This is a genomic window from Mitsuaria sp. TWR114 (assembly GCF_007997345.1).
The window spans coordinates 1-19,920 of the sequence record NZ_VOSR01000351.1 but is presented as its reverse complement, the minus strand read 5'-3'; the positions used below and the strand labels follow the sequence as shown (position 1 = coordinate 19,920).

The window sequence follows — 19,920 nt, the reverse complement described above, 5'->3', positions numbered from 1 at the left end:
GATCGAAGGCGCCACCGTGTTCTGCAAGCTGCGGGGCAATCCGTACGTGGAGCTGCAGCACTGGCTGTACCAGATCCTCAACACGCCGGACTCCGACCTGCACCGCATCGTCAAGCATTACGGGCTGGACGCGGCGCAGCTGTCGGCGGACCTGATGGCCTCGCTGGACCGGCTGCCGCGCGGCGCCACCTCGGTCACCGACCTGTCGAGCTGGGTCGAGAACGCGGTCGAGCGCGGCTGGGTCTATGGCTCGCTGATGTTCGGCGACCAGCAGGTGCGCACCGGCCATCTGGTGCTGGGGCTGCTGAAGACGGCGTCGATGCGCAACGTGCTGCTGTCGGTGTCCAAGCAGTTCGAGAAGATCCCGGTCGACGACCTGAGCGAGCATTTCAACCAGATCCTGGAAGGCTCGCCCGAGCGCGCGATGCGCGCGGCCGAGCCAGGCGCGGCGCCCGGTGACGCGAGCGGCGCGATCGCGCCCGCGGCGATGGGCAAGCAGGAGGCGCTCAAGCGCTTCGCGGTGGACCTGACCGAGCGCGCACGTAATGGCGAAATCGATCCGATCGCCGGCCGCGACGAGGAGATCCGCCAGATCGTCGACATCCTGATGCGCCGGCGCCAGAACAACCCGATCCTGACGGGCGAGGCGGGCGTGGGCAAGACGGCGGTGGTGGAGGGCTTCGCGCTGCGCCTGGCGCAGGGCGACGTGCCGCCGCAGCTCAAGGACGTGTCGCTGTACATGCTGGACATCGGCCTGCTGCAGGCGGGCGCGAGCATGAAGGGCGAATTCGAGAACCGGCTGCGCCAGGTCATCGACGAGGTGCAGGCCTCGCCCAAGCCCATCATCCTGTTCATCGACGAGGCGCACACGCTGATCGGCGCGGGCGGCGCGGCGGGCACGGGCGATGCGGCCAACCTGCTCAAGCCGGCGCTGGCGCGGGGCAAGCTGCGCACGATCGCGGCGACGACCTGGGCCGAGTACAAGAAGCACATCGAGAAGGATCCGGCGCTGACGCGGCGCTTCCAGGTCGTGCAGGTGCCCGAGCCCGATGAGCACAAGGCGGTGCTGATGCTGCGCGGCGTGGCGTCCATCCTGGAGAAGCATCACCGGGTGGCGCTGCTGGACGAGGGCATCGAGGCCGCGGTGCGGCTGAGCCACCGCTACATCCCGGCGCGGCAGCTGCCCGACAAGGCGGTGAGCTTGCTGGACACGGCCTGCGCGCGCGTGGCGGTCAGCCAGCACGCGACGCCGGCGGAGCTGGAGGACTGCCTGCGCCGCATCCAGGCGCTGGAGATCGAGCGCGAGATCATCGCGCGCGAGGGCGCGATCGGCATGGACGTCGCGGAGCGCCAGCAGCGCGTGGCGACGGCGCTGGACGAATCGCAGACGCGCAAGGCGGAGCTGGAGGCGCGCCACCTGAAAGAGAAGGGCATGGTCGACCGCGTGCTGGCGCTGCACGCGCTGCTGCGCAAGGACGGGGAGGGCGCGCCTTCGGAAGAGGAGCGTGGCCCGCTGCTGAGCGAGCTGCACGGCCTGCGCGCCGAACTGGCGACGCTGCAGGGCGATGCGCCGCTGATCCTGCCGCAGGTGGACGAGCAGGCGGTGGCCGCGGTGGTGCAGGACTGGACCGGCATTCCGGTCGGCCGCATGGTGCGCAACGAGCTGCAGGCGGTGCTGCAGCTGGCCGACACGCTGAATCAGCGCGTGGTGGGCCAGCGGCATGCGCTGGAGATGATCGCCAAGCGCATCGAGGTCTCGCGCGCGGGGCTGGACAACCCGAGCAAGCCGATCGGCGTGTTCCTGCTGGCGGGCACCTCGGGCGTGGGCAAGACCGAGACGGCGCTGGCGCTGGCCGAGGCGCTCTATGGTGGCGAGCAGAACGTCATCACCATCAACATGAGCGAGTTCCAGGAGGCGCACACGGTCTCGACGCTCAAGGGCTCGCCGCCGGGGTATGTCGGCTACGGCGAAGGCGGCGTGCTGACCGAGGCGGTGCGCCGCCGGCCGTACAGCGTGGTGCTGCTGGATGAAGTCGAGAAGGCTCACCCGGACGTGCACGAGCTGTTCTTCCAGGTCTTCGACAAGGGCTGGATGGAGGACGGCGAGGGCCGCTACATCGACTTCAAGAACACGATCATCCTGCTGACGAGCAACGCGGGCAGCGACCTGATCATGAAGCTGTGCGCGGATCCGGAGCTGATGCCGGAGCCGGAGGGCATCGCCAAGGCGCTGCGGGAGCCGCTGCTGAAGGTGTTCCCGGCGGCGCTGCTGGGCCGGCTGGTGACGATCCCGTACTACCCGCTGAGCGAGGAGATGCTGGGCCAGATCGTGCGTCTGCAACTGGGCCGCATCCAGAAGCGCGTGGGCGAGAACCTGGGCGTGCCGCTGAGCTTCGGCGACGACGTGGTGAAGCTGATCATCAGCCGCTGCAACGAGGTCGAGAGCGGCGGCCGCGTGGTGGACGCGATCCTGACGAACACGGTGCTGCCGCGCATCAGCCGGGAATACCTGACGCGCCTGACCAACGGGCAGACGATCACCAAGGTCGCGCTGAACGTGAAGGATGGGGACTTCGAGTACGGATTCGATTGAAGCCGGAAACTTGCTCGCGTGAGCACCGGCGGTATCGAGCTCGTATGAAGACATCTTCGAAACTTTCGGCAGCGACCGCGAGGCGAGTACCCGAAGTCGCTGCGGCGCAAGCTCGAAGCGGCTCGTCATCCACTTCCACGAAGTGATCGGTGAGCGCTGAACCATGGAACTGGCCAAGACCTTCCTGCTGTTCGTCGTCACCGCCGTCGCCGAGATCCTCGGGTGCTATCTGCCGTATCTCTGGCTCAAGCAGGACAAGTCCGCGTGGCTGCTCGTGCCTGCGGCCGGCAGCCTGGCGCTCTTCGCCTGGTTGCTGACCTTGCATCCGACCGCTGCGGGCCGCGTCTACGCGGCCTATGGCGGTGTGTACATCGGCGTGGCGATGGTCTGGCTGATGCTCGTCGACAAGGTCAAGCCCACGCCCACCGACTGGATTGGCGTGGCCGTCAGCCTGGTGGGAATGGCGATCATCATCCTGGGGCGCCGGCCGGCGGCCTGATCCGCGCCGTGACGCTCAGGGCTGGCCGATCGTCAAGGTCCCATCCTGTGCGTTGCCCGGCTCCCCGCTGACCGTGCGGCGATCGACCTGGCCCTCGCAGCCGCGCGCGCTGCATTGGTAGGCGACCAGCCGCAGCGGCTTGCCGGCTTTCGGCTCCGAGCGCTCGACCACGCGCAGCGTGAGCGTGCCCGCGGTAGCGCCCGACACCAGCGAGTCGCAGCCCGTCCAGTACCCGACGAAGCGATGCGCCGTCGCGCCCGGCGCCGCGCCGTTGAAGGGCACCAGCACGACGCTGATCCAGCGCTGGAAGGTGCCGCTCTTGCCCACGCCCGCGTGCGAGAACTCCAGGCAACTGCCCCAGCGCTGACCGCCCGCCATCACGCGGTACGCGTCGGTCGGCGTCCAGTCCAGGTCGGGCAGGGCGTCGCCGCCCGGCGCCTTGTGCTCGACGACCTGCAGCCGCTGGCCGCCCTCGGCGCGCGCGAACCCGCCCTTGTCACGGTCGATGCGCAACTCGTCAGCATCGACGAAGCAGCCCTGGGGGCCGCACCAGCCTTCGGTCTTGATCGGGGTCAGCGTCGCCGCCGTGGCTGGACCGCGGAGCAGGTCGCGCAGCTCGGTGGCGTTCTTCGCCAGGGCGTCGGCCTGGGCGGCGCAGGCGGCGAAGGCCGAGCAGGCCAGGGCGATCGCGGCGAGGGCAACGGGACGCTGGGGGCGCATCAGTCGTATTCCTTGTTGTTGGTGGCCTTCACGAAGTCCGCGTTGTACTTCCAGAAGATCGTGCCGCCATAGGCGGCGGTGGACTCGTATTTGTAATCCCATTTGCCGCGCAGCTTCGTCTTCTGCCCTTGCGCGTTGCGCCACCACTCTTCGCCGGGGACGTCCTTGTCCTTGATGTCGTAGATGTTGTGCTTCGGGTCGGTGATGTGGATGCCGGCCTTGACCTTGGGATGCTTGTCGTAGTTGGACTTGATGTCGGCGCCGTCCCAGAAGTAGGCGCCGTTCGAGTAGTCCGTGCCGCTGGGATCGAGCGCGTTGCGCGCGCCACGCACGGCGTCGTTCATGCCGGCGTCCTTGGCGATCTCCTCGGCGCTGGCCTTGATCAGCTTGCCGTGGCGCTGGTTGCCGTCATGCGCGGCGAAGGCGAAAGTCTTGTCGGCCTTGATGAAGGCGCTGATCGTCTTGTAGCCGCGGGCCTTCTGCTGGCGCACCAGCACGTTGGCGATGGCGGCCATCTCCTCGTAGACGTTGCCGGTCGAGCCCTCGCCATAAGCGACGGCGGCCAGTGCGCGGGTGTCGTCATCGATGGCCGGCGGCTTGTCTCGCGGCGCGGTGCCGACCGGGGCCGGCAGCGGCGACGCGGCGCGCACCAGGGTGCCGTCGTCGATGTCGAAGCAATTGGCGCCGGCGCCAAGCGGCCCGGGAATGCGGCAGGCAGGCATGGAAATCTCCTGGATACGACCCCGGAGGCCGCGGGCAGCGCAAGTCCTGCCCCTGATGCGGATGGGGAGGATGGACGGTAACGGGCGCAGGGCGGCGGCCAAAGTGACTTTCGCCTCTTTTGCGCGCGATAGGCGCCCCCTACCGTGTCGGCCAGGGAGATCCTGGAAGACCTATGGCCTCACCGTTCCGCCTCAAAACCGCCTTGCCCGACGACGTCCTGCGCGTGCATTCCTGCACTTCGCGCGAGGGCCTGAGCGAGGCAGGAGACACCACGCTGACGCTGCTGAGCGAGCGCAAGGACATCCTGGCCTCCGAGCTGCTGGGCAAGCTGGCTACCTTGACGATCGCGCTGCGCGAGGACGCGCCGCGCCACCTCAGCGGCTATGTGACGCGCTTCGCGCAGCGGGGCTTCGAGGGCAAGCACTGCGTCTACGAGATGCAGCTCAAGCCGTGGCTGTGGCTGCTGTCGCGCACCGCGGACTGCCGCATCTTCCAGGAGATGTCGGTGCCGGACATCGTCAAGCAGGTGTTCGAGGACCATCCGGTGGCGCGCTACGAGTTCAAGCTGCTGCGCCCGTACCGGACCTGGAACTACTGCGTGCAGTACCGCGAGACCGACTTCAACTTCGTGGCGCGGCTGCTGGAGCACGAGGGCATCTACTGGTACGTGGAGCACGACGAGAGCGGCCACAAGGTGGTGCTGTGCGACTCGGCCAGCGGGCATGACGCGAAGCCGGGGTGTGAGTCGCTGCCGTTTTATGGCTCGGAATCGCAGGGCGCGCCGCAGCTGGAGTACGTGCAGGGCTGGAGCGGCGCGCAGTGCGTGCGGCCCGGCAAGGTGGTCATCACCGACTACGACTTCCAGAAGCCGTCCAGCGCGCTGGAGACCAGCCAGATGGTCAAGCGCGACTACGACCTGTCGGACGGCGAGATCTTCGATTACCCGGGCGGCTACATCCAGACCGGGGACGGCTCGCAGTACGTGGAGGACCGGCTCGACGAGCTGCAGAGCAGCCATGAGACCTATGAGGGCACGACCAATGCGCAGGGCGTGCAGACGGGCCACCTGCTGGCGCTGACGCGGCATCCGCGCGACAGCGAGAACGCGCAGTACCTGGTGACTGGCACGCAGCTGGCGCTGCACCAGGCGGCCAATGAATCGGGCTCGGGCGAGACCTCGCTGCGCTGCAGCTTCAGCTGCATCCCGGCGCAGCAGCAGTTCCGGCCGGGGCGTCGCACGCCCAAGCCGCTGGTGTCGGGGCCGCAGACGGCCATCGTGACGGGGCCGGCGGGCGAGGAGATCCACACCGACAAGTTCGGGCGGGTGAAGGTGCAGTTCCACTGGGACCGGCGGGGCAAGCGCGACGAGCGCAGCTCGTGCTGGGTGAGCGTGGCGCATCCGTGGGCGGGGTCCAACTTCGGCGGCATCCACATCCCGCGCATCGGGCAGGAGGTGATCGTCGGCTTCATCGAGGGCGATCCGGACGCGCCGATCATCATCGGCCGCACCTACAACGGCGAGAACCTGCCGCCGTGGGACCTGCCGGCCAACGCGACGCAGAGCGGCTTCCTGACGCGTTCGACCAAGGGCGGCAGCTACGGCAATGCCAACGCGATCCGCTTCGAGGACAAGCAGGGCGCCGAGCAGCTGTGGATCCACGCGGAGAAGAACCAGGACATCGAGGTCGAGAACGACGAGACGCACTGGGTCGGCCGGGACCGGACCAAGACGATCGACCGGCATGAGACGGTGTTCGTGAAGGGGAACCGCACGGAGACGGTCGACCTGGACGAGACGATCACGGTGCATCAGAACCGGACGGAGCGGGTGGACCTCAACGAGACGATCTCGATCGGGGACAACCGGTCGGTGACGATCGGGGGAATGAAGACGGAGACGGTTGCGCTGGCCAAGGCGGAGACGATCGGGCTGGCGAAGGCGCTGACCATCGGATTGGGCTATCAAACCACGGTCGGCGCCATGATGAACACGACCGTGGCATTGAGTCAGACCGCGCAGATCGGACAAAACAAGAGCACCAACGTCGGCAAGAGCTACGCGATCACCGCGGGGGACGAGCTGTCCATCAATGTTGGCAAGGCGAGCCTCACGATGAAGAAGGACGGCACGATCATCATCAATGGCCACAGCTTCAGCCTGGGCACCACCGCTGAACAGACGTTCAACGCGGACGGCGAGGTGACCGTGAAGGGCAAGAAGATCCTGGAGAACTGACGTGGAGCGAGTCGACTTTCCGGCGCATGGCGCCGAGGAGGCCTCACAGGAGGCATCCCCGTTCCATGCGCTGCTGAGCCAAGGGGCGCAGGTGGCGGCGTTGCCGGCGCCGGGCCAGGTAGTCATCGGCACGCTGCAGACGACACCCGTGATGGGTTCGGCGGGCGCGGCGCTGGTGCCGGGGTTGGGCGTGGTGGGCGTCGCTCACAGCCTCGTGCCGCTGACACCGGCGCAGGAGGGGCGAGGTGTGGCGCTGAGCGTCCTTGCGGACGGCTCGGCCATCGTGCTGGGGCTGCTCTGGAATGGCGCCGGGTCGGAGCATTCCCTGGAACTGCCGGATCGGCAGCCAGAGGCCCGGCCGGAAGGGATCGAAATCACGGTCGACGGCCATCGCGAGGTGATCGAGGCCGCTGAAGAGCTTGAGTTGCGCTGTGGTGAGGCGTGCATCGTGCTGACGGCCGATGGCCGCATCCAGCTCCGCGGGACCTACATCACGAGTCATGCGAGCGCGACGCAGCGCATCGTCGGCGGGTCGGTGCACGTGAACTGAGGGTGGCGCAGAGATGCAGGTACACGTAGGGTCGAAGCATCTGGCCACCGATGTCTCGGTGGCGCTGGATGCGAGCGGCAGGGAGCATCTCGTGGTCATCGCGAAGGCGACGTGGAGCATCCCCGAATGGGGACAGCGGCCGCGGCCGCTGGCGCCTCGTCCCATCGTCTCAACAGACGACTACTTTGGGGATCCCGGCGAGAGCGCAATGAGGTACGGCGCCGATGCGGCCCGCTACAAGCCGCAGTGCGACGTGATCTTCGACGCCACTGCGTATAGCGCCGCCGGCGCGCCGGTCACCACGCTGCTCGCAGGCTGGCAGGTAGGCGCGCTTGCCAAGCAGGTGCGGGTGATCGGCCCGCGCGTTTGGTCTGCTTCCCTGGAGCCTGGGGCGCCGGCGCCCTTCGATCGCATGCCCATCCGCTACAGCCTGGCCTTCGGAGGAACGCGCTGGTCCGACGACGGCGGGCGGCATGCGGAGTCGTTGCTGTCCAATCCCGTGGGACTGGGCTTCGCAGGACCGGATACGCTGCGGCAGATGGTTGGACAACCATTGCCGACGCTGGAGGCCGTCGACGATCCGGTGCGCCGGCCCGATGGCTCCCATCGAAGTCAATCCTTCGGGCCCATTGGTCGGCATTGGATGCCGCGCAAGACTTTCTCCGGCACCTATGACGAGCATTGGCGCCGTGAGGTTTTCCCCTTCCTGCCCGACGACTTCGACGAAGCATTCAACCAGGTGGCGCCGCCCGACCAGCAGATGCCATATCCGGTCGGTGGCGAGGAGGTCGTCCTCACGCGCTTGATGCCACATGTCGCCGGCGAAACCGAGCGGCGCTTCTTTCTTCCGAAGCTCGACCAACCTGCAGTCCGCATCCTGCGCACGGACTATTCGCAGGAGCGTTTGAAACCGGTGGTCGATACCCTGTTCTTCGAGACAGACGCGGTGATTGATGAAGAGACCGGACGACGAGGACGTTTCACCGCGGTCTGGCGCGTCGCTACTCCCATCCGGCGCCGCATTCAGGAGTTCAGCGCGGTCACCGTTGGACCGGTTGATGAGGCTTGGTGGGCGGCGAAGGCGTCGGGTCAGGCGGATGGCGCCTGCGTGGGATGTGGCGAGGCGAAAGCGCCGGCATTGGCAGGCGACCTCGAGGAGGTCGACTGATGGATCGAGCGCGTTCTGAACTGCGCGTGGTCTCGGCGGGCGTCTGTTGCGCCCTGGGCCACGAACTTGCCGCCGCGGGGCCGGCTATTGCCGCCAATCTCGATGCGTTCGGTACAGCCGGTTTTCTTACCGATACGGGAGTGCCCATCCCTGTCGCTGCGTTGCCCTCGGGGCGGGTGTGGGGTGTGTCGAGATTGGCACATTGGGCCGCTTGGGCCGTCCGGGACTGCCTTGTGAACGCATATCCCGGCCTTACGCAGGAGGGCCTGATTGGTATCGCCAGATCCTGCGCACTGCTGCTGCTTACGCCGACCGCGGAGGCGCTGGAGGATCGCGACATCACCGTCGACGGCCTACCCGAAGCGGTGGCCAATCTTTTGGGCTTGCAGTTCTCCAATGCCACGCGCGTGCTGCCGTTTGGCGAAGCGGGCCTGAGCAAGGCCTTGGACCAAGCCGCGGCGCTACTGGAGCACGCACCAGAAGGACGTGTGCTGCTGGTGTCGGCGGACAGCCTCCTGGATGTGCAGTTGATAGAGCGGATGGTCGAGGAAGAACGTCTGCGGGTACCGGGCTCGGATCGCGATGGCTTCACGCCGGGCGAGGCCGCTGCGGCGGTGTTGTTGGAAAACCCATTGCGCCCCGGGCCTGCCGGGATCGTCGGCCAGGCCGATTTCCGATTGCTTGGCTGGGGGGGCGCGGAGGAAGCGGCCCGGTGGAACAACGGGCTTCCCAATCGGTCGCAGGGGCTGACAAGGGCTGTCCGTGCCGCCTTGGGAGCCGCGCATGTGACGATGGCCGATGTCGACTACCGTCTCTCGGACCAAAACGGCGAGACGTTCCTGGTGCGCGACGCCGCCAATGCGATGACGCGTCTGATGGCGGATGTCGATCCTGATCGGTCGCCTGTGCTGATTACGCTGGCCGACAAAATTGGTGATGTGGGAGTCAGTGTCGGCGTGGTCGGAATTGCCTTGCTCCATTACCTTTCCAACCGGCCGGCGTTCTGTCCCGGACAGCTTGGTCTCATTCATCTCGCGCAGGACGATGGTCTGCGCTGCGCAATCGTCCTCGGCACCCTGCCGATGGCGGCTTGAAGGAAGCAAATGGACACGCGTGTCTTTGCAAACGGCTCGGAGGTCTGCTCCAAGGCTGCGGACGGAACGTCCCAGGTCGCCGTCGACCCGTGCTGGAGCCCACCGGCGCCGAGCGCCGGTCCAGTCGTGATCGTCTATGCCAATACGGCCTTCTCCAACCAGTTGCAGAAGGGCAGCAGTACGGTTTTCATCTGCGGCACGCCGCTCGCCTTGCGCGACAAGTCCTTCCTGGCAAACAGCACTGGCAACGAGCCGGCGACGCAGCAGTTCGCCAAAGGCGTGTCGAGCGGCGTCATCAAAGGCAAGGCGTACTTCGTGGACTGGTCGCCGGACGTGAAAGTCGAGGGACTCAACGTGTGCCGGCATTTTGACCCGATGACTCACAACCACGGCTGACGACGGAGCGACCGGGAATGAGCGCCAACACGCCCACCACGTATTACAAGGATTCGTCCGCCGTCGCGGCCGCGTGCAAGAAGGACTTCGAGAAGATCGAAAAGGCCTGTGCGAAGGATGACGACACGAAGCCAAAGTCGCGGCCCACATTCAAGAAGCTGCTGGGATCGAAGTACAAGAATCACAGCGGAACGCTGAGCAAGGGCGGGACCGACAACAAGTCCTGGATGGCGGATCACTGCGATTTCCTGTGGATTCCGCCGGGGCCGAATTCGCATGATGAGTTTTTGAAGAAGCTGGACAGCTTGAAGGACGACTTGGCCGAGGTTGTCGACACGAAGCTAGCATCCGCGATGGACGCGGCGAAGGAGAAGCTCAAACAGGAAGCGATCGACATGGCCAAGAAGAAGGCCGGTCAATCTGCGGCGCGAGCAGGGACGAGGTGGTTTGTTGGCGCGAGCGGTGCCGCCGTAGGCGGTGTCGGAGGACTCGTGACCGAGGGAATTGCGACAGTCTGGAATCTTTGGGATATGGCGAGCACAGGCTGGGATGTCGCAAAGACCGGCTACAACGCCTATCAAGAACTCGGTGCCTTGGATGACATGGTGAAGGAGTTCAAGAGCGTTGGTAACGAACTGGAACGACTGGGCCAGCAGGCAAAGGCTGATCCGCAACGCGCGATCGCGGACTTCATGGCCGGCGCGGCGAAGCTCAATCCCTGCATGCGAGCCAGACGCTGCTCCCTGGTTCCTAAAGGGAAGGCTAACAACCTGTCGGGCGACGGCTGCTGCCCAGGCCAAACCGGACATCACCTCATACCAGACGCGGCCGTCAAAGATGCCGGGTGCCCGGGTTATGACTACGAAGCCGCTCCAACAGTCTGTGCGGAGGGGACCGGCAACAGCCATGGTGGGTCGCACCAGAGGCTCCACGATGTGCTGGATCGTCGAATGCGCGAACACAAGGAACGGCGCGGAACGAATCAGATCTCATACGCCGATTACCGGACACAGGCGATGATGGCGTTCTACGAGACATTTCCGGAGTCCGGTTGCAGCCGCAAATGCTTGCAAGCCCAACTCGACGCGCATTACAAGTGCTCCGGTAAGTCTCTCTCGGCCGCGTCCGGCAAGGGCGGCGGAGCGACAGGCGGAAATACTGGCAGCCGTTAAGGAGAGTGTGTTGCTGCGAATTGAGGACTACAAGGCGTACTTCGAAGGGTTCGGCATCCGGGATGCAGTGCTACGGGACCGCAACATTCTGGTGTTCATTGCACTGCAGGATTGGGATGACGCCAAGCCAAGGCCTTTCGAGGAAGAACTGAAAACACGCTACATCTGCTATTTCCGCGACGAGGATCGATGGGGGGCAGATCATCTGGAGGGTTTTGCGGGATTGATGGCCGGGGCTTCGCTCAAGCCCTTATTCCAGAACGTCTGTGTGGATCGCTCCGGACAGGTATACGTCAAGGGTAGCGGCGCGTCCGAAACCGAGAGGAAGATCCCGGGTGGCATGGGACAAGGCCCCAAGCGTGGGAGCGTTCGCAATATCAAGCAATTGAACGGCTGGCTGTTTGGCTGCGGAAGCCCGCGTAGCCTGTTCAAGCGTACTGGCCGCGAGCACTGGGAGGAGGTCGGCCCTCTGCCGCCAGAAGGCCGCGGCGAAACCGGCTTCCAGGATTTCGACGGTTTCTCTGAATCCGATATCTACGCGGCGGGTGGCAAAGGCGACGTTTGGCGCTATGACGGGACTGCATGGCACAAGATCGCCTTCCCATCCAATATGTGGATCGAATCGGTTTGCTGTGGCGAAGACGGGTACGTCTACATCGGCGCGCAGTCGGGTACGGTCTATCGCGGTCGCGGTGATCAGTGGATGATGATTCATCAAGGCGATCTGAGCTTGCCGTTCCGCGACATGGTCTGGTTCAAGGACCGCGTCTACGCGACGAACGACTACGGCCTCTGGGAGATACACGAAGGCCGGCTGCAGCCCAGCCAAGCCCCCATTGAGATCACCAACTGCGCGGGCAATCTTTCCGTCGCTGATGGAGTGATGCTGATGGCGGGCGCTTACGGCGCTGCGCTGCATGACGGTCAGTCGTGGTCACGCCTTTTCAGCATCGCCGAGCTGGCTCGCCAGGCCCAGGGCGGATGAGCACAGTGCTGCGTCTGGAGGAGCGGCCGCCGATCATCGCGGCGGTGGTGCGGCGTCACGTTGAGGACGCGGCGTTCTACTGGTCGCAACTCGATGGATCGATCGATTCGCCGCAGCTTGGCGCCGAACGGGCTTCGCAGTTCGCTGCCTTGCTCACCGCCCATCTCGAGGGCGTGCGAGCTGGGAAAGAGGCGGCAGCGGCGATGGCGTTGCAAGCGCTTGAGCGGTGGCGCAAGCCGGGAGAGGCTTTCGTCGCCTGCGTCGCGGCGCTGTCGCTGGAGGGGGAGGGACGCATCGCCGCGATCGAGGCAGTTCTTCGGCAGGTCAGGCTCCGGCCGGATCTTCTGGTGCGCGGGGCCGTATCGGCGCTCGCCTGGGCATCACCAGCGGCGACCCGCCGATGGCTGGCCACAGTCACCAGCCTCTCCGACCCCGTAGACCTTGTCATCGCGTTGCGAGGCAGTGTCTTGATGCGAGGCACCGTCGCCGACCTTGAAGCCTTCGTTGTCCATGCTTCTCCTCACGTGCGTGCTGCCGCCTGTCGGTGTGCAGACGCCGCGATGATCCCGGCACTCCAACGCCTTTGCGCGGACGAAGCGCTCGCCGTGCGCGCGGAGAGTTGCATCGCGCTTGCCCGGCTTCTGGACGCCGAGGCGGACGAACACCGAATGGCTGCCGCATCGCGCCTCTGGCAATGCGTGGCCGAGCAGGTGGCCTATCGCGAGCGCGCCAGTGGATGGGATCTCGTTCAAGCCGATCGCCGATTGAATCGATGGGTCCGCCATCTGGCGCAGTTGGCGCCCGTTGGGCATCCGGGAATGCGTGAGCTGGTGCGGCGTCTTCCCCCACGGGTGGGACTGACAGCGATGCTTCACCATGGCGACATCGCGCTGCTCGATCTTGTTGTGCATCGCATGGCGGACGACGAACAGGCGCGCTGGGCTGGATGGGTCTGGCACTGTCTCACCGGCGTTGACCTGTTGGCTGAGGGACTGGCGCTCGACGAGCCGCCTTTGGACCTCGATGCACGTATGACGCCGGGACGCAGAGATGCGGACCTCGGGCTGGTGCTGCCGGATCGTGATCGGGTGGCAGCGCATCCGATGAACAGACTGCGGCTTGGTGATGGCAGACGAGCACTGCTGGGCCGCCCGGCGGGGGAACACGAACTCAAGCAGATCGTTGACCCCAAAGCCGACTTGCCGCAGGGGCTGCGATTTGTTGCGGCGAATGCCCTGAATCGAATCCAGTCCGAGGCGGAGTTGAACATCCGAGCGCGGCCCGACGTGCAGCGGTCGACGCTTCAATCCCTGGGAATCTCCTGAGCATGCCTGCGTTTGATCCTTGGAACGATGCCGAGCTACTCGGCCGACACCTCGCACGGGAGGATGCTGAACTGCTCGTGGTGATCGGTGCGGAGGGCTGGTGTGAAAAATGCAAGCGCCTCCGCCCGGCGTTCGAGACGCTTTGTCAGGCGGGCATGCCGTCGCAAGTGGCGTGGATGTGGCTTGATCTGGAGGACCATCACGAGTTCCTTGGGGAATTCATTCCGCCGGATCTGCCCCTGTTGCTGCGCTGGCGCAAAGGACTCTGTGTCCAGGCGGCCGTGGTTGAAGACATTGCACTCGATGCGGCGCCGAACGAACGCGTCAAGCTGCGACCGATGCACATCGAAGGCACCGGGGTGAGCGATCCGAACCAGGGTGAAGCGGTGGAGCTGCCCGCACTCTGGGCGGAGTTCGTCGCGGAGACCTGGGCCGAGGGCTCGCCGAGTCGCTGATCTTGGCGTCGATCGTCTTGGCTTCGCTGCGCGGCGCGGATTCCAGGTTCGGATTCAACGAAGGCACTCCACATGAGCTGGAAGCTGGCGTTCCCCTTCGCGCATGACTACCCGGTCATCACTCTTGCGGACATCCTCGCTTTCGAGGGACGCAATCAGCTGAAGCTGCCCGCCGACTATGCGGCGTATCTGCTGGCGCACCGTGGCTCTTCACCGATGTTCCAGAACGAGGACGGACGATTCCGGGCCGTCGAGTTCGATGTGGATTGGGAAGGGAAGGCAGCCAAGAGCTACGGAGATCGGTGCGGTCTGGAGAGCACCTTCAGCATCTTCGAAGGCAAGGACATTGAATCGCCGTACAAGGGCGGATGCGACCTGGACGACAACATTGTCTGGAACAAGCATCTCCATCCGCCGGGCCTGCTGCCGATCGGCATGGACGCCGGCAACTCGCTGTTCCTGTTGGGCGTTGAGGGGAAGTTGGCGGGGCAGGTCTTCTTCCTGTCGACCTTCCACATCCCGTCTCCCATGTCTGACGACCACATCGGTTTCATTGCCGATTCCTTCACCGCCTTCCTTGCGGCCGCGCGCCCGATGAACCGTGATGACTGAACTCACCCTGGACCTCTGGGCCGTGCTCTCCCTCCTGGTCGGTCAGGCGCCCCTCGATGCGCCGAAGCTGGCCTACACGCTGCAATCGCCGGTGGTCCAACGCGACATTCACAACGCCTGGACCGATGGCTTCTTTGGCGGGCCGGTGACGCTCGCAGACGGCGTGCGGATCGAGGAAGCCTTTCTGCGCGTGAGCCGGCGCGATCCGTCAAACGCCTGGGGCCTCGTGCTGAAGATCGGTGGCTCCTGCGTGCCGCGCGCGGAGGTGCTTCGTCGCCATGAGGGGCTCGCGATCACCGGCCATCCCCGCGGCGCCTCCCTGAACGAAGAAACCCACTGGTCCCGCCCTACGCCCTGGGGCAAGCTGGGCTTCGGCTTCGCCGAGCGCCGCGAGGACTGCCTGAGTTCCATCCTCATCGCCGGACCCGCCTGGTGAGCGCCACGACGCGTTATCGTTCGTCTCCATGACCGACACCCACGCCACCGCCCCCCTGTCGCTCCCCGAGCTCCCCCGCCTGCTCGGCCTCACCGAGGTCGACGCGCCGCTGATCGCCGCGATCCTCGCGCACACCACGCCCGCCGGCGCACCGGCGCCGACCGAGCTCTCCCAGAAGCGCAAGAAGGAGATCCGTGCCGGCTTCGTCCTGCTCAAGGAACTCGGCGTCGTGATGTCCTTCACCCCGCGTGAAACCCACGCCGTGGACTTCGGCGAGCCGCTGGGGCCCGGCACCCACGTGCTCAGCGCGCTCTTCTACTACCCCGAGGGCAGCGAGGAAGTCGAGCCCTATGCCGGCGACGCGCCTTTCGCATCGGCACCGGTCGAGACCCGCGAGCAGGCGCTCGCCGCCTACGGCACGCCGTCCGATGGCGAAGAGGAGGAGGGCATCGTCGAGTGGGAGCAGTGGCAGCTCGAGGACCGCGAGCTGACCGCCGACTACGCCGACGACGGCGCCGTGCTGACCCTCACCGTCGCGCTGCCGCTGTCGCTCTGACCCGCCGCGCCCGCCGCAGGAAGGCGCCCCCGGAATGCGCCGCTGTGGCGAAGATGACAACGTAGTCATACGACGTTACCCATTCTCACCAGCCCTTGCGGGCGAGGCTTCGACACTGCTGGCGTTCCCTGTCCCTCAACTTCATGGGCCAACGTCATGCATCCAGTTCCCCGTCGCTTCGTTCAGCGTGCCAGCCTCGTGGCGATGGCCTTCGGGGCCGTCGCGCCCGCCTATGCGGCCCTGAGCCTGAACGTGGCCCAGGACGTCTGGTCGGGCGGCTTCTGCTCGCGGGTGACCGTCCGCAATCCCGGCACCACCGCCAGCGGCGCCTGGACGCTGCGCTTCGAGCTGCCCAGCGGCCAGATGAACGGCTCCTGGAACGGCACCTTCAAGCTCGAGTCGGGCACGACCTTCGCCGTCACCGGCACCAGCTGGAACTCGCCGGTCGCGCCGGGCCAGAGCTTCGAGGTCGGCTTCTGCGGCACCGGCACCGCGCCGAATAGCGCCTCCTTCCGAATCTCGGAGGCCGGTGCGCCGGCACCGGCTCCCGCTCCGGCACCAGCTCCGGCTCCGGCTCCGGCTCCGGCTCCGGCTCCGGCACCGGCACCGGCACCGGCACCGGCACCGGCACCAGCGCCAGCGCCCTCCAGCGACCTCTCCGTCCCCGCGACGGGCCAGTTCAAGCTGCCGTTCAGCGTCGCCACCGATGGCCGCATCCTCGACAGCCAGGGCGTCGCCGTGTCGATCCGCGGTGTCAACTGGTTTGGTTTCGAGACGCCGGACCTCGTCGCCCACGGCCTGTGGCAGCGCAACTACAAGGACATGATCGGCCAGATGAAGGACCTGGGCTTCAACGCGGTCCGGCTGCCGTTCTGCCCGGCGACGCTGCGCTCCACCGGCCGCCCCAGTGGCGCGCTGAACACCAGCGTCAACCCCGACCTGGCCAACAAGACGCCGCTGCAGGTGCTGGACCGCATCGTCGCGGAGTTCGCGACGCGCGGCTTCTATGTCCTGCTCGACCATCACCGGCCCGACTGCAACGCGATCTCCACGACGCCCCAGATTCCCGGCTACACGCTGGACCAATGGGTCGCCGACCTGCAGTTCGTCGCCGATCGTTACCGCAACGTGCCCAACGTCTTCGCCGTCGACCTGAAGAACGAGCCGCACAGCACGGGCGGCAGCGGCGCCTTCTGGGGCACCGGCGACATCAACAACGACTGGAAGCTCGCCGCCGAGCGCGCCGGCAGCGCAGTGCTCGCCACCAATGCCAAGCTGCTGGTCTTCGTCGAAGGCGTGTCCGACAACGGCGGGCGCTGCGAGAACCCCGATGCCCACTGGTGGGGCGGCAACATCGAGCCCTCGGCCTGCTATCCGATCGACGAGACGAAGATCCCGCGCAACCGCCTGGTCCTGTCGCCCCACATCTACGGCCCGTCGGTGAGCGGCCAGCCCTATTTCGGCGACGGCACCGGTTTCCCCAACAACATGCCGGCGATCTGGCAGAACCAGCTCGGCCGCTTCATGGGCAAGAACGCCGTGGTGCTGGGTGAGTTCGGCGGACGCTTCACCGACAAGGACCGCCAGTGGCAGGTCAAGTTCGTCGACTGGCTGAAGTGCAAGGGCGTGCGCAACTTCTTCTACTGGTCCTGGAATCCGAACTCCGGCGACACCGGCGGCATCCTGCAGGACGACTGGCAGTCCGTCTCGCTCGACAAGTACAACAACCTGAAGCGCCTGTGGGACGGCTCCGCCGTGGACACCAACGTCTGCCGGTGAACCCACCGAGCGGGCGGGGAGGGCGCGGCGGCGTCGCCCGCCCGGCACCGTAGCGCGCGCCGCCGGCGGCGTCTGTGGCGTCACCCACACTGGTGACACGCCGTCGCCGGCTGATTCACCCCTTTACAAGGGCGCGTCGCGCGAATGACTTTGGTCGCTTCCGGCGCTCCTCGCACCGGCCTACCGTGAAGCACCACTCCCCGGGTCCCCTCCGGTCCGCCCATGGCCAGTCCATTCCGCCTCAAGACCGCGCTCGGCGACGACGTCCTGCGTGTCCACGCCTGCGCGTCGCGCGAGGCGCTGAGCGACCTCGGCGAGACCACGCTCACGCTGCTGAGCGAGCGCAAGGACATCCGCGCCGCCGAGCTGCTCGGCAAGGCCGCCACCTTGACGATGGCGCTGCGCGACGACGCGCCGCGCCAGCTGGCCGGCTACGTCACGCGCTTCGCGCAGACCGGCTTCGAGGGCCGGCACACCGTCTACCAGATGACGCTGCGGCCCTGGCTGTGGCTGCTCACGCGCACCGCGGACTGCCGCATCTTCCAGGAGATGACCGTCCCCGACATCGTCCGGGCGGTCTTCGACGACCACCCCGTCGCGCGCCACGAGTTCAAGCTGATGCGGGCCTACCGCCCCTGGACCTACTGCGTCCAGTACCGCGAGACCGACTTCAACTTCGTCGCCCGCCTGCTCGAGAACGAGGGCATCTACTGGTACTTCACCCATGACGAGGCCGGCCACACGCTGGTGCTGACCGACGCCGCCTCGGCCCACGACTGCGCCCCTGGCTGCGAGTCGCTGCCGTTCTACGGCAGCTCCGCCAACGTGCCGCCGGAGCTGGAGTACGTCGACGCCTGGATCACGCAGGAGAGCCTGAAGCCCGGCAAGGTCGTCATCACCGACTTCGATTTCGAGCGGCCCTCCAGCTCGCTGGAGAAGCAGCAGGACCGCACCCGCGACTACGACCTCTCCGACGGCGAGGTCTTCGACTATCCCGGCGGCTACCTGCAGGCCGGCGACGGCGCGCAGTACGCGGAGGACCGCCTCGACGAGATCCAGACCGCCTACGCGCGCTTCGACGGCGACACCAACGCGCAGGGCGTGCGCACCGGCCATCTGCTGTCGCTGGAGCGCCATCCGCGCGACGACCAGAACGCCAAGTACCTGGTCACCGGCACGACCATCCAGATGCGGCAGGCCGCCAATGAATCGGCCTCCGGCGAGTCGGACCTGCGCTGCCGCTTCAGCGCCATCCCCGCCGACCAGCAGTTCCGTCCCGAGCGCCGCACGCCCAAGCCGATGGCGCCCGGCCCGCAGACCGCGATCGTCACGGGGCCGTCGGGCGAGGAGATCTTCACCGACAAGTACGGCCGGGTGAAGGTGCAATTCCACTGGGACCGCCGCGGCAAGCGCAACGAGAGCAGCTCGTGCTGGATCCGCGTCTCGCAGCCCTGGGCCGGCAAGGGCTGGGGCGGCGTGTCCATCCCGCGCATCGGGCAGGAGGTGGTGGTCGACTTCGTCGAGGGCGATCCGGACCAGCCGCTCATCACCGGCCGCGTCTACAACGCCGAGCAGATGCCGCCCTACGGCCTGCCGGCCGCCGCCGTCATCAGCGGCATCAAGTCCAAGACCCACAAGGGCGCGGCTACAACGAGCTGTCGATGGACGACACCGCCGGCAAGGAGATGATCACCATCCACGGCCAGTACGACATGGCCACGACGATCGAGCACGACCAGACCTCGACCATCCACAACAACCGCACCGACACCGTCGACGTCGACGATGCGGAGACGGTGGGCAACAACCAGACGCAGACGGTCGGCGTGGACCAGACGATCTCGATCGGGTCCAACCAGACGATGACGGTGGGCAGCAACCGCAGCAAGACCGTGGGCGTGGACGAGACGCTGACGGTCGGCGCCAACCAGGTCGAGAGCATCGGCGCCACGCGCACGCTGACCGTGGGCGCGGCGGACACGCAGAGCTTCGGCAGCACGCAGACGGTCACCGTGGCGCTGCTCAAGGCGGAGACCATCGGCGCGGCCTACGCGCTCACCGTCGGCGCGGCGATGAACCAGGCCATCGGCGCGGCGCTGATGCAGGAAGTCGGCGCCGCGAAGGTGGTGGCGGTGGGGGGCTTGAGCTCGGAGCAGGTCGGCCTGAGCAAGGCCGTGTCCGCCGGCACCCACATGAACCACGAGGCCGGCGCGAAGATGAGCCACAAGGCGGGCGCCAGCTATTCGGCGCAGTCGGGCTCGACGATGAGCTTCCAGTCGGGCGGCGACTACAGCGTCAACAGCAAGGCCAAGGCCGGCGTCGAGGCGGCGTCCGAGCTGGTGCTCAAGTGCGGCTCCGCCCAGCTGATCCTCAAGAGCAGCGGCGACATCACGCTCAAGGGCACCAGCATCACCATCCAGGGCAGCGGCAAGATCGGCATCAAGGCCGGGGGCAACCTCGACTTGAAGGGCTCGCCCAACATCAACCAGAACAGCTGAAGGAGGCGCGATGTCCAACCCCTTCGATCTTGCGCCGCTCATCGGTCAACCGCAGGCGCTGTGCCGCGGTGAAGTGGCCGAGGTGGACGACGAGGGCCACCTGCGCGTGCGGCTGCCCGGCGG

The 19,920-nt window shown here is 66.5% G+C and carries 19 protein-coding genes; 17 read left to right on the top strand and 2 right to left on the bottom strand.

Annotated elements, in window-relative coordinates; genetic code table 11:
- The first annotated feature begins 1 nt into the window (after position 1).
- Both tssH and FUT87_RS13770 read left to right on the top strand, forming a co-directional pair.
- Complete coding sequence (tssH, locus tag FUT87_RS13775; protein ID WP_255511823.1) at positions 2-2,593, top strand: type VI secretion system ATPase TssH; 2,592 nt, start codon at positions 2-4, stop codon at positions 2,591-2,593.
- A gap of 163 nt (positions 2,594-2,756) precedes the next feature.
- Positions 2,757-3,092: a YnfA family protein gene (locus FUT87_RS13770; protein WP_147241395.1), complete on the top strand. Its 336-nt coding sequence runs from the start codon at positions 2,757-2,759 to the stop codon at positions 3,090-3,092.
- Between the two features lie 15 nt (positions 3,093-3,107).
- Here FUT87_RS13770 and FUT87_RS13765 read toward each other — a convergent pair whose 3' ends face one another.
- Together FUT87_RS13765 and FUT87_RS13760 are read right to left on the bottom strand one after the other, a co-directional pair.
- Positions 3,108-3,812: a hypothetical protein gene (locus FUT87_RS13765; protein ID WP_147241394.1), complete on the bottom strand. Its 705-nt coding sequence runs from the start codon at positions 3,810-3,812 to the stop codon at positions 3,108-3,110.
- Positions 3,812-4,534, bottom strand: a complete 723-nt coding sequence (locus tag FUT87_RS13760) for a hypothetical protein (protein WP_254783294.1) — start codon at positions 4,532-4,534, stop codon at positions 3,812-3,814. Before FUT87_RS13760 ends, FUT87_RS13765 begins: the two co-directional genes overlap by 1 nt.
- A 203-nt stretch (positions 4,535-4,737) precedes the next feature.
- Between FUT87_RS13760 and FUT87_RS13755 the strand changes: the two genes are divergently transcribed.
- From FUT87_RS13755 to FUT87_RS13685, 15 genes are all read left to right on the top strand, one after another.
- Positions 4,738-6,771 carry a type VI secretion system tip protein VgrG gene (locus FUT87_RS13755; RefSeq protein WP_183491398.1) on the top strand — a complete coding sequence of 678 codons (2,034 nt, stop codon included), beginning with the start codon at positions 4,738-4,740 and terminating at the stop codon, positions 6,769-6,771.
- Between the two features lies 1 nt (position 6,772).
- A complete protein-coding gene (locus tag FUT87_RS13750) occupies positions 6,773-7,321 on the top strand; it encodes a hypothetical protein (RefSeq protein WP_147241392.1) in 549 nt (182 codons plus the stop codon).
- Between the two features lie 13 nt (positions 7,322-7,334).
- The gene (locus FUT87_RS13745) at positions 7,335-8,489 is read left to right on the top strand and encodes a DUF2169 domain-containing protein (RefSeq protein WP_147241391.1); all 1,155 of its coding nucleotides are present in this window, start codon (positions 7,335-7,337) and stop codon (positions 8,487-8,489) included.
- Positions 8,489-9,583 (top strand): hypothetical protein, encoded by a 1,095-nt coding sequence (locus FUT87_RS13740; RefSeq protein ID WP_147241390.1) that lies wholly within the window; start codon positions 8,489-8,491, stop codon positions 9,581-9,583. The genes FUT87_RS13745 and FUT87_RS13740 overlap by 1 nt, the downstream gene beginning before the upstream one ends.
- Positions 9,584-9,592: 9 nt before the next feature.
- Positions 9,593-9,979, top strand: a complete 387-nt coding sequence (locus FUT87_RS13735) for a DUF4150 domain-containing protein (protein ID WP_091724455.1) — start codon at positions 9,593-9,595, stop codon at positions 9,977-9,979.
- 17 nt (positions 9,980-9,996) lie between these two features.
- Positions 9,997-11,151 carry an HNH/endonuclease VII fold toxin-2 domain-containing protein gene (locus tag FUT87_RS13730; protein ID WP_091724456.1) on the top strand — a complete coding sequence of 385 codons (1,155 nt, stop codon included), beginning with the start codon at positions 9,997-9,999 and terminating at the stop codon, positions 11,149-11,151.
- Positions 11,152-11,161: 10 nt separating this feature from the next.
- On the top strand, positions 11,162-12,136 hold the full coding sequence (locus tag FUT87_RS30680) for a hypothetical protein (protein WP_254783296.1): 975 nt from the start codon (positions 11,162-11,164) through the stop codon (positions 12,134-12,136).
- On the top strand, positions 12,133-13,461 hold the full coding sequence (locus FUT87_RS13720; protein WP_147241389.1) for a hypothetical protein: 1,329 nt from the start codon (positions 12,133-12,135) through the stop codon (positions 13,459-13,461). The genes FUT87_RS30680 and FUT87_RS13720 overlap by 4 nt, the downstream gene beginning before the upstream one ends.
- A gap of 2 nt (positions 13,462-13,463) precedes the next feature.
- A complete protein-coding gene (locus FUT87_RS13715; RefSeq protein WP_147241388.1) occupies positions 13,464-13,916 on the top strand; it encodes a hypothetical protein in 453 nt (150 codons plus the stop codon).
- A gap of 72 nt (positions 13,917-13,988) precedes the next feature.
- Positions 13,989-14,528 (top strand): SMI1/KNR4 family protein, encoded by a 540-nt coding sequence (locus FUT87_RS13710; protein WP_147241387.1) that lies wholly within the window; start codon positions 13,989-13,991, stop codon positions 14,526-14,528.
- Complete coding sequence (locus FUT87_RS13705; protein WP_147241386.1) at positions 14,521-14,964, top strand: hypothetical protein; 444 nt, start codon at positions 14,521-14,523, stop codon at positions 14,962-14,964. Before FUT87_RS13710 ends, FUT87_RS13705 begins: the two co-directional genes overlap by 8 nt.
- A 28-nt stretch (positions 14,965-14,992) precedes the next feature.
- Positions 14,993-15,520, top strand: coding sequence for a hypothetical protein (locus FUT87_RS13700; protein WP_147241385.1), 528 nt, complete (start codon positions 14,993-14,995; stop codon positions 15,518-15,520).
- 156 nt (positions 15,521-15,676) lie between these two features.
- A complete protein-coding gene (locus FUT87_RS13695) occupies positions 15,677-17,299 on the top strand; it encodes a cellulase family glycosylhydrolase (RefSeq protein ID WP_147241384.1) in 1,623 nt (540 codons plus the stop codon).
- Positions 17,300-17,521: 222 nt separating this feature from the next.
- Positions 17,522-18,988 carry a type VI secretion system Vgr family protein gene (locus FUT87_RS13690; RefSeq protein ID WP_147241383.1) on the top strand — a complete coding sequence of 489 codons (1,467 nt, stop codon included), beginning with the start codon at positions 17,522-17,524 and terminating at the stop codon, positions 18,986-18,988.
- Positions 18,961-19,797: a bacteriophage T4 gp5 trimerisation domain-containing protein gene (locus tag FUT87_RS13685; RefSeq protein WP_147241382.1), complete on the top strand. Its 837-nt coding sequence runs from the start codon at positions 18,961-18,963 to the stop codon at positions 19,795-19,797. The genes FUT87_RS13690 and FUT87_RS13685 overlap by 28 nt, the downstream gene beginning before the upstream one ends.
- Positions 19,798-19,920 lie beyond the last annotated feature (123 nt).

What these genes read in the sequence shown, in the direction of transcription:
- FUT87_RS13705 (WP_147241386.1), top strand. Translation starts at nt 14,521, where the DNA reads ATGACTGAACTCACCCTGGACCTCTGGGCCGTGCTCTCCCTCCTGGTC.
- FUT87_RS13765 (WP_147241394.1), bottom strand. Translation starts at nt 3,812, where the DNA reads ATGCGCCCCCAGCGTCCCGTTGCCCTCGCCGCGATCGCCCTGGCCTGC.
- FUT87_RS13730 (WP_091724456.1), top strand. Translation starts at nt 9,997, where the DNA reads ATGAGCGCCAACACGCCCACCACGTATTACAAGGATTCGTCCGCCGTC.
- FUT87_RS13715 (WP_147241388.1), top strand. Translation starts at nt 13,464, where the DNA reads ATGCCTGCGTTTGATCCTTGGAACGATGCCGAGCTACTCGGCCGACAC.
- FUT87_RS13720 (WP_147241389.1), top strand. Translation starts at nt 12,133, where the DNA reads ATGAGCACAGTGCTGCGTCTGGAGGAGCGGCCGCCGATCATCGCGGCG.
- FUT87_RS13695 (WP_147241384.1), top strand. Translation starts at nt 15,677, where the DNA reads ATGCATCCAGTTCCCCGTCGCTTCGTTCAGCGTGCCAGCCTCGTGGCG.
- FUT87_RS13740 (WP_147241390.1), top strand. Translation starts at nt 8,489, where the DNA reads ATGGATCGAGCGCGTTCTGAACTGCGCGTGGTCTCGGCGGGCGTCTGT.
- FUT87_RS13710 (WP_147241387.1), top strand. Translation starts at nt 13,989, where the DNA reads ATGAGCTGGAAGCTGGCGTTCCCCTTCGCGCATGACTACCCGGTCATC.
- FUT87_RS13685 (WP_147241382.1), top strand. Translation starts at nt 18,961, where the DNA reads ATGGACGACACCGCCGGCAAGGAGATGATCACCATCCACGGCCAGTAC.
- FUT87_RS13745 (WP_147241391.1), top strand. Translation starts at nt 7,335, where the DNA reads ATGCAGGTACACGTAGGGTCGAAGCATCTGGCCACCGATGTCTCGGTG.
- FUT87_RS13735 (WP_091724455.1), top strand. Translation starts at nt 9,593, where the DNA reads ATGGACACGCGTGTCTTTGCAAACGGCTCGGAGGTCTGCTCCAAGGCT.
- FUT87_RS13700 (WP_147241385.1), top strand. Translation starts at nt 14,993, where the DNA reads ATGACCGACACCCACGCCACCGCCCCCCTGTCGCTCCCCGAGCTCCCC.
- FUT87_RS13770 (WP_147241395.1), top strand. Translation starts at nt 2,757, where the DNA reads ATGGAACTGGCCAAGACCTTCCTGCTGTTCGTCGTCACCGCCGTCGCC.
- FUT87_RS13690 (WP_147241383.1), top strand. Translation starts at nt 17,522, where the DNA reads ATGGCCAGTCCATTCCGCCTCAAGACCGCGCTCGGCGACGACGTCCTG.
- FUT87_RS13760 (WP_254783294.1), bottom strand. Translation starts at nt 4,534, where the DNA reads ATGCCTGCCTGCCGCATTCCCGGGCCGCTTGGCGCCGGCGCCAATTGC.